General features: G+C 50.3%; 5 protein-coding genes. 3 read left to right on the top strand and 2 right to left on the bottom strand.

Going from position 1 to position 13,551, the window contains the following annotated elements; translation table 11 throughout:
* Window positions 1-11 precede the first annotated feature (11 nt).
* On the bottom strand, window positions 12-1,073 hold the full coding sequence (locus ACFODX_RS06305) for a WD40/YVTN/BNR-like repeat-containing protein (RefSeq protein ID WP_378117205.1): 1,062 nt from the start codon (window positions 1,071-1,073) through the stop codon (window positions 12-14).
* A gap of 205 nt (window positions 1,074-1,278) precedes the next feature.
* On the bottom strand, window positions 1,279-5,166 hold the full coding sequence (gene purL / locus ACFODX_RS06300; RefSeq protein ID WP_378117203.1) for a phosphoribosylformylglycinamidine synthase: 3,888 nt from the start codon (window positions 5,164-5,166) through the stop codon (window positions 1,279-1,281).
* A gap of 572 nt (window positions 5,167-5,738) precedes the next feature.
* Here purL and mltF point away from each other — a divergent pair.
* The 3 genes from mltF to ACFODX_RS06285 all read left to right on the top strand — a co-directional run bounded on the left by mltF (window position 5,739) and on the right by ACFODX_RS06285 (window position 13,176).
* Complete coding sequence (gene mltF, locus ACFODX_RS06295; protein ID WP_378117201.1) at window positions 5,739-7,241, top strand: membrane-bound lytic murein transglycosylase MltF; 1,503 nt, start codon at window positions 5,739-5,741, stop codon at window positions 7,239-7,241.
* A gap of 203 nt (window positions 7,242-7,444) precedes the next feature.
* Window positions 7,445-10,498, top strand: coding sequence for a D-2-hydroxyglutarate dehydrogenase YdiJ (gene ydiJ / locus ACFODX_RS06290; protein ID WP_378117199.1), 3,054 nt, complete (start codon window positions 7,445-7,447; stop codon window positions 10,496-10,498).
* A gap of 83 nt (window positions 10,499-10,581) precedes the next feature.
* Complete coding sequence (locus ACFODX_RS06285) at window positions 10,582-13,176, top strand: DUF349 domain-containing protein (RefSeq protein WP_378117197.1); 2,595 nt, start codon at window positions 10,582-10,584, stop codon at window positions 13,174-13,176.
* Window positions 13,177-13,551: the final 375 nt, after the last annotated feature.

Raw genomic sequence — 13,551 nt, 5'->3', positions numbered from 1 at the left:
TGCAGATGCATTTACAAAATTGTCACCTTCATGACACCGCCACGATACAGCCCTAAATATACGCGCGTTTTACCCTTTTCAACCACAGAAATCATACTGCGCACACCGCCAAAAAATGTTGGGTCAGAATAGCTATGTTGTTTCCAGGTCGCGCCGCCATCCTCGGATACTTCAAAAACCAGCAGCTGTGGACTGTCCCAATTTTTATCCCAACCACCGGTATATAGCCGGTTCGAATTCTGTGGATCTGTAGCCACATCAAAATAAAACCGGTAATCCACATCACCAATTAATGTTGTCCAATTTGCGCCGCGATCTTCACTGGCTAAAACCCCACCTTCACCCGACACCAATACCCAATCAGGGCGGGCGGGATCAAATTGAATACCGTAGATGACGCTGGGATTAGGCAATAAATCGCTGTAACCGCGAACCTCACCGGTATCCAGGGAGTAAACCCGCAGTACCAACTGTTCAAAGGCGTTTTGCCCACCAAACCAAATCTCGTTAGTCGCCGGGTTGCGTTTAACAATCGTCTTGCGCTGTCCAAACGCGTGCCACAAACCTTCCAACAAAACCCAGCTGCGCCCCTCGTCATAGGATGCCGCTAGCGATTCTATGCCGGTAGCATAAAGCGCGCGATTATCAGCATCGTAATGCAAACCATAAATAGCCTCCGGGCCTTCGTCGCCACCAAAGTTATGGTTAATTTCCTGCCAACTTTGACCTGCATTTAGCGTTTCAAACAGGCGATATTCAAACGCATCTTCATATTCCAATTCTGTCGTCGCAATATAGTGACCAGAAGCAATAACGGCGACATCCAAAATATCGCGCTCCTCCAAACCGGCCAATTGCCACGCTGTGCCTTGCTGCTTGCGATACAACCCTTTATCCGTCGCAGCCAGAAGAGTCTGCTCGTCACGGTATAGACGAGCGATAATACGGCCATGCAATCCCTCGTATTCCAGGGTCATGGAAGGTTTGGGTAAGTCGCTGCTGCCGCCGCAGGCGGACAGTAATAACACCAGAAAAATACTGATTGCCACGGCCAAACTTTTTGAAAAACGCATACCAGCTGCTCCTTTTATTGTTAACTATGCATGGTTTTTGATTAACCCAGTATGCAAAGGCAGCTTCGTCATAGCTGTAATAAATTGTGCCTCCTAAGCGCCAATAAACCTCAGAACCGATGATCAGCAGTCGATACGCCGGAATTGCACGCACAAAAAAAGAGGCCTAAGCCTCTTTTTTTGTGTGGTGTTTCAGGTGCAGAAATTACTGCACAAACACACGCGCATTGCGGAACAGGCGCAACCAGGCGCCATCGTCTTGCCAATTATCCGGTTTCCAGGAGTTGGTAACCGCGCGGAATACCCGCTCGGGGTGCGGCATCATAATGGTCACGCGGCCATCTTTACTGGCCACACTGGTGATACCCAAGGGCGAACCGTTGGGGTTAGCCGGATAGGTTTCGGTGGCGTTTAAGTGGTTGTCGATAAAACGCAATGCCACTGTGCCGCTTTGATTACAACGCTGCAGTGCATCGGCGTTAGCAAACTCGGCATAACCTTCACCGTGCGCCACAGCAACCGGCATATGCGAGCCAGCCATGCCCTTGAACAATACCGATGAAGATTCCTGCACCTGTACCAAACTGAAACGCGCCTCAAACTGCTCAGACAGGTTGCGCACAAAACGCGGCCAGTGATCAGCACCGGGGATAAGGTTTTTCAGGTTGGACATCATCTGGCAACCATTACACACGCCTAGGCTGAAGGTGTCATTGCGATGGAAGAAGCGCTCGAATTCATCGCGCACCTTGTTGTTGAACAGAATGGTTTTGGACCAGCCTTCACCCGCGCCCAACACATCGCCATAAGAGAAACCACCACAGGCCACCAGACCTTTGAACGCTTCCAGCGATACCCGACCGGAGAGCAAATCGCTCATGTGAACGTCCACAGCATTGAAGCCTGCGCGATCAAACGCGGCTGCCATTTCCACATGACCGTTCACACCCTGCTCACGCAGCACGGCAATGCTCGGGCGCACGCCGGTGTTGATGAAGGGTGCAGCAACATCTTCGTTTTGGTCAAAGCTGAGTTTGACACTCAAACCCGGGTCAGACTTGAGGATGCCATCAAACTCAGATTGCGCGCAGGCAGGGTTATCGCGCAGTGCTTGGATGCGATAGCTGGTTTCCGCCCAGAGACTCTGCAGTGCCGCGCGCGCCTGATCAAAAATCACCGCGCCACTCGCACTGATGCGCAGGGTGTCTTCGTCGTTTAACTGACCAATCACAGCTACATGGCTGATGCCGGCGGCGGTGAAACGCGCCTGTACCGCCGCGGATTTATCGCGCGCCACTTGCAGCACCGCACCCGCCTCTTCGCTGAACAGCACCGCCAGCGCATCTTCACCCAAACCATCGAGGTTGATATCAACACCGGTATGACCAGCAAAGGCCATTTCAGCGATAGTGGCAAACAACCCGCCGTCACTGCGGTCGTGGTAGGCGATGATGTCATTCGCCGCCAGGCTCGCCTGCATGGCATTAAAGAAACCCTTGAGTTGGGCGCCGGAATCCAAATCGGCTGCTGCATCGCCCATTTGGTTGTATACCTGCGCCAGAATCGAACCGCCCAAGCGATTTTTGCCGTTACCCAGGTCAACCAGAATCAGGTCAGTGGCGCCCTTATCGGTGCGCAATTGCGGGGTCAGGGTTTGGCGTACATCCACTACCGGCGCGAACGCGGAAATCACTAGCGAGAGAGGTGCAGTCACCGCCTTGTCTTTATCGCCGTCTTTCCAGGCGGTGCGCATGGACATGGAGTCCTTACCCACCGGAATAGTAATGCCCAGCTCCGGGCAGAGTTCCATACCCACTGCCTGCACGGTGCGATAGAGTTTTTCGTCTTCACCTTTGTGGCCAGCGGCGCACATCCAGTTAGCCGAGAGTTTTACATCAGAGAGTTTTTCAATGCGCGTCGCAGCAATGTTGGTGATGGCTTCAGCAATCGCCATGCGGCCGGAGGCGGGAGCATCCAGCAGCGCCAGCGGCGTGCGCTCACCCATGCTCATGGCTTCACCCTTGATGCTGTCGTAACTCACGGTAGTGACTGCGCAGTCCGCCACTGGCACCTGCCAGGGGCCGACCATTTGATCGCGTACCACCATGCCGGTCACCGAGCGGTCGCCAATGGTGATCAGGAAGTTTTTGCTCGCAACCGCCGGGTGTTTTAACACGCGCTCGGCAGCATCATTAATGTTGATATCTTCGGTAGAGAAAGGCACCAGCGCTGCCTTGTGCGCTTGCGCGGTGCGGTGCATTTTGGGCGGCTTGCCGAATAATACTGACATGGGCAGGTCAACCGGTTTAGCGTCGAAGTGCTTGTCGTTCACCAGCAAATGCTTCTCGTCCGTCGCCTCACCCACCACCGCATAAGGCGCGCGCTCACGCTGGCAGATAGCCTCAAAACGTGGCAGATCAGCCGGTTTAATCGCCAAAACATAGCGCTCCTGGGATTCGTTACACCAAATCGCCAGCGGGCTCATACCGGGTTCGTCGTTAGGCACATTGCGCAGCTCAAACTTGCCGCCAGTACCGCCGTCTTTCACCAATTCAGGGAAGGCGTTGGATAAACCGCCCGCGCCCACATCGTGGATAAAGGCGATAGGGTTTTGCTCACCCTGCTGCCAGCAGGCGTCGATAACTTCCTGACAGCGGCGTTCAATTTCCGGGTTTTGACGCTGCACCGAGGCAAAATCCAAATCCTCAGAGGACGAACCCGATGCCATAGAGGAGGCCGCACCGCCGCCCAAACCAATCAGCATCGCTGGGCCACCCAGCACGACCAACTTGGTGCCGGCATTAAAGGGCGGTTTTTCAATATGTTCGGCTTTGATGTTGCCGTAACCTCCAGCGAGCATAATCGGCTTGTGGTAACCGCGGCGCTCACCGTCAAAATCTTCTTCAAAGGTACGGAAATAACCGCAGATATTCGGGCGACCAAATTCGTTGTTAAACGCCGCACCACCCAGTGGGCCTTCAATCATGATGTCCAACGGCGTCACTATGCGACCTGGTTTGCCGTAGCCGCCTTTTCCTAAGGAAAGTTCCCAAGGTTGTTCAAAACCGGGGATTTGCAGGTTAGACACGGTAAAACCATTCAAACCCACTTTAGGTTTGGAGCCGCGCCCTACCGCACCTTCATCGCGAATCTCACCACCAGAACCTGTGCCCGCACCCGAGAAAGGCGAAATTGCGGTGGGGTGGTTGTGAGTCTCTACCTTCATTAATAGATGAATTGGCTCTTGATGATACTCGTAAGCTTTAGTTTCAGGATTTGGATAGAAGCGCCCTGCTTCGTGACCAACAACTACCGCCGCGTTATCGGCGTAGGCGGAAAGCACGTTATCGCCACCCAATTCGTTGGTGTTTTTGATCATCTTGAACAGGCTGCGCTCTTGCTCAACACCGTCGATAGTCCAGGAAGCATTAAAGATTTTATGGCGACAGTGTTCAGAGTTAGCCTGGGCAAACATCATCAATTCCACATCGACCGGATTGCGACCGAGGGTTTGGAAGGCGTCTACCAGATAATCTATTTCATCTTCTGCCAGAGCCAGACCCAGTGATTTGTTGGCTTCAACAAGTGCTGTGCGCCCGCCACCCAGAATGTCCACACTGGTTTGTGGCGCCGGCTCTTGGGCGGCGAAGATCTGCTCGGCAGCGCTTAGACTGTCAAATACGGTTTCCACCATACGGTCATGCAATATGGCAGTAATAGCCGCGCGATCAACAGCGGTAATAGCGCCCTGCACATAATAAGCAACACCACGCTCAACGCGTTTTACCGCTGCCAAGCCAGTGTTTTTGGCAATATCTGTGGCCTTGGATGCCCAGGGAGAGATAGTGCCCAAGCGTGGCACCACCAAAAATAACTCACCCTCGTGATTCACTTCGCCCTCGACTTTAGGGCCGTAGGTTAAAAGCTGTTGCAATACTTGCTCTTGCTCAGTGCTCAAGGGCGCAGACAAGTTGGCGAAATGTACAAATTCAGAGCTGACACCCATCACCGCCGGTACGCGCTGTTGGAGGGTAGCTAGGAGTTTTTGAGTACGGAAACTGGAAAGAGCGGGAGCGCCACGCAGAATCAGCATAGTGGGAAGAGCCTCAGCATCGGGGGAATTGAAAAAGGCGGCTATTGTACTGGATTTAACGAGGCTTCAGGCAGGTTTTTATCCGGCGCTGGCAGTGCATGCCCTGATCAGTGAGGCGGGACTTCTGAAATCACAAAAGAGCGGTAAAACACTAAATAGCGGTGAGCAGGCACCCGCCTTATGCCCATAAGTTCTTAAATTTGCTGGCTTTTTGTGCAGATTTTTAACAAAAATTTACGGCATGTACCGCTTTGGGGCAATGAGAACACCCCAAAACCAGCCAAAAAATAACATTTATTGGCATTTTTTTTACCGTTTGTCGGCCAAACAATACCGCCTGAAAAACGTCAAAAGCCTTGTCAGCAGTGACACCCAGGCAAAATAGGTCAAATAACAATCAATCCGCTAGCCTATATGTGATCAAAAAACAAGCTAGGCACGATAAAAAACTGCCTATACCATGGCTGGGTATTTGCACGGGTCATTAATGGATTTGGATTCGGCATGAATGCGCACACACGAAATAGAACACCCTTTCGGGCGATGCAGTTCAGAAACCGGAGTAACCCTTTATGGAAATTCGCAAACCTTTTTTGGTAGTGATTAAGTCCATCCTGAGCCTCATCATCGGCTCTTTACTTATTGCCAGCAGCCTAGTGCTGGTACGTAGCACCCCTCCAACCCAGCTGGAGCAGGTACTTGAAACAGGCGAATTGCGCGTGCTTTCAAGCAATGGCCCTACAACCTATTACGAAGGCCCTAATGGCCTTACCGGGTTTGAATACAATCTGGTAAAGGGTTTTGCTGATTCATTGGGTGTTCGCCTGATCCTGGAAGACGAATCCAATCTGGATTCAATGCTGTCTGCTGTTGAAAACAAAAAATACCATTTTGCTGCCGCCGGCTTGAGTTCATTAGAGAGCAAAAACAGGCAGCTCAGTTTTGCGACTCCCTTTATGGAAGTCACGCAACAACTCATCTACAACAATCGCAAAGGTCAACCTGGCGATGCAGAGGCGCTTAAAGGTAAAGAGGTGTTGATAGTTGATAGCGCGTCCCACAAAGAGCGCCTGACTGTATTGCGCGCCAACTTTCCGGAAATACACTGGCGCGAAGTCGATGCCGAAATGATTGACCTGCTTGAATTGGTAAATAAAGGCGAAGCTGATTATGCCGTCATAGATTCGAGCGCCTATGAATTAAATCGCTATTCCTACCCAAGAGCGCAACTAGCCTTTGACCTCAGCGATCCACAAGCCTTGGCTTGGGCTTTCCCACAAAGCCAGGATAATTCGCTATTTGCAGCCGCGCAGGACTACTTGAATAGCATCCGGGCAGACGGCACCCTCGCTAGAGTAACCGAAGAATTTTTTGACCGTCATATACAGGAAGTCACCACCGGTGAAGCTATGGCGCTCACCTACCGCTTGGAGCAACGCCTGCCTCAATGGTTAGACGATATGAAAGCGGCAGCAACAGAATTTGATCTGGATTGGCAGTTGCTCGCCGCCATCAGTTATCAGGAGTCCCATTGGAAAGCCGATGCGCGCTCCCATACTGGCGTTCGTGGCCTGATGATGCTGACCAAAAAAACGGCCAAGGCGATGGGAATTAAAGATCGCGAAAACCCACAACAAAGCATTTACGGCGGCGCCAAATACTTGCGATTGCTACTGGAACGCCTACCACAGCGAATTGAAGGTGAGGAGCGGCTTTACTTCGCTCTGGCTGCCTACAACCAAGGCTTAGGTCACCTGGAGGATGCCCGTGTACTCACCGAGCGCATGGGCGGCAACCCCAGCAAGTGGGAAGATGTACGCAAATATATGCCATTGTTATCCAAACATCAGTACTACAGCCGTGCCAAACACGGTTACATGCGCGGTTGGGAACCCGTCAAATTTGTGGACAACGTACTCAACTACCACAAAATTATTGCCTGGCATCAGCAGCAAGAAGAATTCCGCTTGGCCACCACAGGTGCAGGCAATCGGATATCGCTGAACAGTACATCCGATAACAAACCAACTGCGGATAACCAAGCCGAAGCCAACCCTGCACTTTCGCTGTTATAAGCATAGTCAAAAACACATCAAAAGATTGCACCGCCATCAGACTGGCTGTGCAATCAACATCAGCCTGTCAACCATCAATTCAGCTGCTATTGAGAGCTATTTTTACGCGCTCATCGTATCTTATACCTGCCCGATGGCGAGGACTTTACTCAGGCAAGGGAGTAGAATGCCGCCCCAAGATTAGCTGCTGATTGACTATCCCTATGATTCCACGCATAGCGCAAACATCGCCCGTTCAAACCCTGTACCTCAGCTTTATTGATGCCCTGCGCGGGCGGGGTTTTAGCGGTGACCTGAACCCTGACTATGCCAACCGCACGGTGTTGGCGACTGACAACTCTATCTATCAGGTATTGCCGCAAGGTGTGCTCTACCCGCGCGACACTGCCGACTTAGTGCGCATCGCAAAGCTCAGTCAGGAGCCGCAGTTCCAACACATAGTGCTCAGCCCGCGCGGTGGCGGCACCGGCACCAACGGCCAATCACTCACCGATGGTTTGGTGGTAGACACCTCCAAATACATGAACCAGATTCTGGAGATCAACGCCGAAGAGCGTTGGGTGCGGGTGCAGTGCGGTGTAGTGAAAGATCAATTAAATGCAGCCATCAAACCCTATGGGCTGTTCTTCGCGCCGGAACTCTCTACCAGCAACCGCGCCACTATTGGCGGCATGATTAATACCGATGCCTCAGGCCAGGGCTCCTGTCGCTACGGCAAAACCCGCGATCATGTGCTGGAACTAACTACCGTATTGCTCGATGGCAGCCTGTGGACCTCGGCAGCTATCGATGAAAAAGAACTGGAAGACTTGTGGAAACGCGATGATCGCGTGGGCGATATCCATCGTGTGGTTGATGCTATTCAACGTGAACATCACACGCTGATCGAACAAAAATTCCCCAAACTGAACCGCTGCCTGACGGGTTATGACCTCGCACATATACGCGATGAACAAGGCCGTTTTAATCTCAATAATATTTTGTGCGGCAGTGAAGGTACGCTGGGTTTTATCACTGAAGCCAAAATTAATTTATTACCAATTCCCAAATGTAGCGCGCTGATCAATGTGAACTACCGCGACTTCAATGCCGCCCTGCGCGATGCAACACAGCTGATGACAGCAGAGCCAACATCAATTGAAACTGTTGATTCAAAAGTGCTGAATTTGGCGATGAACGATATTGTCTGGCACAGCGTGGCGGATTTTTTTCCTGCCCCCGAGACTGGGGAAAAGATTCAGGGCATAAACCTCGTTGAATACACCGCAAATTCAGATGAAGAATTAAAAGCCGACGTAAAAAAACTGACGGACTTATTGGATCAAGCCGCACAGGATCCAAATACTGGTCGCATTAGTTATTCCATCGCCTGGGGCAGCGATGCCGTAAATAAAATTTGGGGCATGCGCAAAAAAGCCGTGGGATTATTGGGCAATGTAGAGGGTGAAATCCGCCCAGTCCCCTTTGTTGAAGATACCGCCGTACCACCGGAAAACCTCGCCGATTTCATTGCAGAATTCCGCGCTGTGCTGGATGAACACAAACTCACTTATGGCATGTTTGGACATGTGGATGCCGGAGTGCTGCACGTGCGCCCGGCACTGGATATGAAAGATCCCGCACAGGAAAAAATGGTGCGCCTCATTACCGATAAAGTCGTTGCACTCACACAAAAATACAACGGCTTGCTCTGGGGCGAACATGGCAAAGGCGTGCGCTCGGAATATGCACCGGCATTTTTTGGCGAGTTATATCCGCAGATCCAACGTATCAAAGCCGTATTTGACCCGCGCAACCAACTAAACCCGGGGAAAATAGCCACGCCGGCGGCGGGCATCGAATTATTAAAAATTGATGGTGTAACAACACGCGGCCAACACGACCGCAAAATTCCTGTGCAAGTCTGGGAGGGTTATAGCGAAGGTATGCACTGCAACGGCAACGGATTGTGTTACAGCTGGAACCCAAACGATGCCATGTGCCCCAGCTGGAAAGGCACACGTGAACGCAAGCACTCGCCCAAGGGGCGTGCATCACTAATGCGCGAATGGCTCAAGCAGATGAGCGAGCGCGGCGTCAACGCCGTGGAAGAAAGTAAAAAATTAAAACGCGCAAGTTTTTTATTCAACTTGACAAGCCGTGCAATGAATACCTGGGGCAAACGCAAGGGCGATTACGATTTCTCCCACGAAGTGCATGAGTCAATGGTGGGCTGCCTTGCTTGTAAATCCTGCGTGGGGCAATGCCCCATCAAAGTGGATGTGCCTGAGTTTCGGGCAAAATTTTTAGAGCTCTATTACAGCCGCTACCTGCGTCCATTAAAAGATTATTTTATTGGTGGCTTGGAATACATGGTACCTACCCTGGCCAAAATGCCTTGGGCTTACAACCTTGTTATGAAGCCTAAATTCATGCAAAAGTTTATGGCTCGCTTTATTGGCATGGTAGACAGCCCTCTGCTCACTGGCATTAGCCTGCACAAAGCAGCGGAAAAATTGGGCGTTAACTACGCTACGCTGGAAAATATTGCCCAACTTAGTGCTAGCGAAAAAACCAGAGCAGTAATATTGGTACAGGATGCCTTCACTAGTTACTTTGAAACACCACTGGTGATAGACACGTTAACCCTGTTGAAAAAACTTGGGTTTGTACCGCTTTTGGCACCGTTTAAACCCAACGGCAAACCGCTGCAAGTACACGGATTTTTAAAGGCATTCGCCAAAGCTGCCGATGCCAACGCAACCCAGCTAAATGGCATTGCCTCCTCGGGTATTCCATTAGTGGGCATTGAACCAGCAATGACGCTCGCCTACCGCGCAGAATACAAAAAGGTACTGGGCGATAACGCACCCAAAGTACAACTGCTGCAGGAGTGGCTGGCAAAACAATCCGATGTATTGACAAATAGTCACAGCCAATTCAAAGCAGCTGATTATTCTTTACTGGCTCACTGCACTGAAAAAACCAATGCAGTGAGTTCAGTGAAAGATTGGCAGACCGTATTTTCGCAGCTGGGCCAACAATTAAAAATCATCGAAACAGGTTGCTGCGGCATGGCCGGCACTTACGGCCATGAAACCGACAATCTGGAAACATCCAAAAAAATCTACTCGCTCTCTTGGGCGCAAATAGTGAACAACCCGGCTAATGCTGGAAAACTGACTGCGACAGGTTATTCATGCCGCAGCCAAGCCAAACGGATCGACAATGTTAAGTTGCCGCATCCGGTTCAAGTTTTGTTGCAGCAATTGATTTGATTGTTGCGCAATAAAACCCAACGCAGCGGCCTTGAGCCGCTGCAACATAACCTGCCTACTCACTGACTGACGAAATCACGACTATGAAATTATTACGCAAACTATTTGGTGCAAAAAATAAAGTAGAACCCATCAAGGCAGCTCCTATTGTGGTCGCCGAGGTAAAACCACCCAAGCCCGTTATTAGTGTGGATATTGTTGAACAAACCCATGACGAGCTGGAGCTATTAAAACTAGCCAGTGAAGGTGCCACCAGCCCGTTGCGCCAGGCTGCAGCCGAAAAAATCCATAGCCGTGAATTACTTGAACAACTGGCAAAAACCGCCAAAAGCAAAGATAAAAATGTTTTTAAAATCGTTAAAGGCAAACTTGACCTGTTCAAAGCAGAAGACGCCAAACTCGCCGAGCTGGAATTAAGCGCAGCGCGTATTTGTGAAAAACTGGAACGCCATGTCCATCAGGAGGCTGATGCTTTATTTAAAGCAAAATTGACAGCACTGGAAAATGAGTGGCAATCCTTGGGGCAGGTTTCAGCAGCTATCCAAACCCGCTACCAAAGCGCATTATCCGCCTGCGAAAACAAAATGGCTGCACGCGCGCAAGCGATTGCTGACGAAGAAGAAAAAATCGCGCTTGACGCGCAAGCACTGCAACTTGCACAAGAAGCGCTGCAAAATTTAAAAGCCATGGCGCAGGACATTTATCGCGCAACTCATATTGATGAATTAGTAAACGCCAACTACGAAGTCAAAATCCAGGAACTGGGTAATGCAGTTCGCCTTGCGGCGAATCGCCAGCTGCCACTGGAAAAGCTCACCAAAGAATTTGAACAACGCAAACAGCAAACACTGAACTTAATCGACCAAATCAAAACCTCCGGCACAGCTCAACAGATTGCCGGGATGTTGCAACAAGCAGAAGACAGCGAAACACTGAAAGCGGCGCAACATAAACTGCAACAGTTTGCTAAAACTGCGCGCGATTTGGGTGAAGAGTTGCCAGAAGCATTACAGGAAGCCAAAGCCAAACTGGATGCCATTTGGGCAGAGCGCAAACAGGCAGAACAAGCAGTAAAAAATAGCTTGCGTGAATTTGGTGAATTGGCACGCAAAGGGCTTTGGGCTGCAGAACAGGGTTTTGTGCGCAAAGCGCGCGCGATTCAAAAAGAATTGGAAGAGAAACGCGCAGAGCTGACAACTGCAGCACAGGAAATCCCCAAAGGCATTCAGGCTAAACTGGAAGACTTTGAAGCTCAACTCGCCAAGCTGGGTGACTGGCATGAATTTGCAGTAACGCCGAAAAAAGAAGCGCTTATCAGTCAAATGCAAGCACTGGCAGCAAGCGATCTCAACCCCGAAGCGCGCGCCACCAAAATTCATGAATTACAAGACAGCTGGAAAGAAGTCAGCAAAGGCGCGCAACAACAAGACGACGATTTGTGGCAACAATTCCAGCAAGCTTCTGCTGTCGCCTACGCACCCTGCAAGGAATTTTTTGAAGCCCAAAGCGCTGCGCGTGAAGCCAACTTAAATAAACGCCGCGGATTAGTAAGCCAACTTAATCAATATCTATCAGGCTATGATTTCACTAATGCTGTTTGGAAAGATGTAGAGCAAACACTGAAAACCGCGCGTAGTGAATGGCAAACCTATTGGCCGGTGCCACGCAAAGCAGGTAATGATTTGCAAAAAGAATTTGAATCCCTGATGGAGCAGCTATTTAGCAAAATCACCCAGGAATACGAAAACAATAAAGCGGCCAAGCAACAACTCATCGAACAGGCAGAATCATTATTAGCCGCTAGCGATGCGCTTGAGAGCACCGAACTGCGCAACGCTGCAGAGACTGCCAAACAGCTGCAGGCAGAATGGAAAACCATCGGCAAAAGCTGGCACAAAGAGGATCAACAACTCTGGCAAGAATTCCGTAAACACTGTGACGCTATTTTTGCCCGCCGCAGCCAGGCATTTGAAAACGCCAAAGCAGCGCGCGATGCCATTGCACAAAAAGCAGAGGAGCTGATTGCACAACTTCACACTATTGCCGCTCGCTCAGCCGAGGAAATCAAAGCTGCCAAGATAGACATAGAAGCAATCCAGGCCGATTTTTCTGCACTGGAACTCCCCAAGGAAGCCATAAAATCCCTGCAGCAAAAATTTTCTGCCGCTATGACGGCCATTGCTACCAAACGCGATAGTGCTCGCGCTCAGGCTGAACAGCAAAGTTGGCAGGATTTGTTCACCGCACTGGATGCGCTGCGTGAATATGAGTTGGCCGTCATAGCGCAAAAACCTGCTACAGAATTAGCCAAGCAAAAATCAGCATTGGAAACCTTGATCGCCAATACCCAACGCTGGCCAAGTGGCTGCCTGAGTCTGGTTCAACAACGTTTGGCAAAAGCCGAGTCAGTTGGCGCCGCAGAGCAAACCGCTAATACACAAGCTTTGCGCACCCTCACCATTCGCGCTGAGATATTAGCGGGCAAAGAGAGCCCTGCTAGCGATAAACAAACGCGCATGGAATATCAAGTCCAGCAAATGCAGCAAGGTTTTGGCCAGCGCGATACTCACTTTGAGCCATTGATGAGCGAATGGATTTTATTATCTGCCGTTGCTACAACAGACTACGCACCCTTGTTTGCACGGTTCAATGAATGCCGCCTGCAGTTGGCAGGGTAAAATCCAGTCAAATATATTCTTGGCAATAAACGATAAGGGCAGATTTTTCTGCCCTTTTTTATGCCTAAATTTTAGGCATAAAAAAAGCAGCAGCTTGTTTAGGCTACCGCTAAGGAGAGAGGTCAAAAATTCGGAACAATAAAGCTCAATCGGTTGTGAAAAAACTGGCAGACGCAGCTTGCATCTGCCAGAAAAGGTCAAACACAACCCCTGTTCAATATCTCCCGACGAGAAAACATTGAACATTGGTGCTATCCTAACCCTTGCATACTAGTCGGTCAACCTTTTTGTCATTTTGACTTTATGATACCGTTTTCATTTCATATTTGCATAAAATTTCATCCTTAACGTACACTTCGGCCTTCAATTTATTTG

The sequence above is a fragment of the Cellvibrio fontiphilus genome, from assembly GCF_042646205.1.
Classification (GTDB): Bacteria; Pseudomonadota; Gammaproteobacteria; order Pseudomonadales; family Cellvibrionaceae; genus Cellvibrio; species Cellvibrio fontiphilus_A.
Note: the sequence above shows the minus strand (reverse complement) of the source record. Positions and strands in the feature narration are given on the sequence as shown.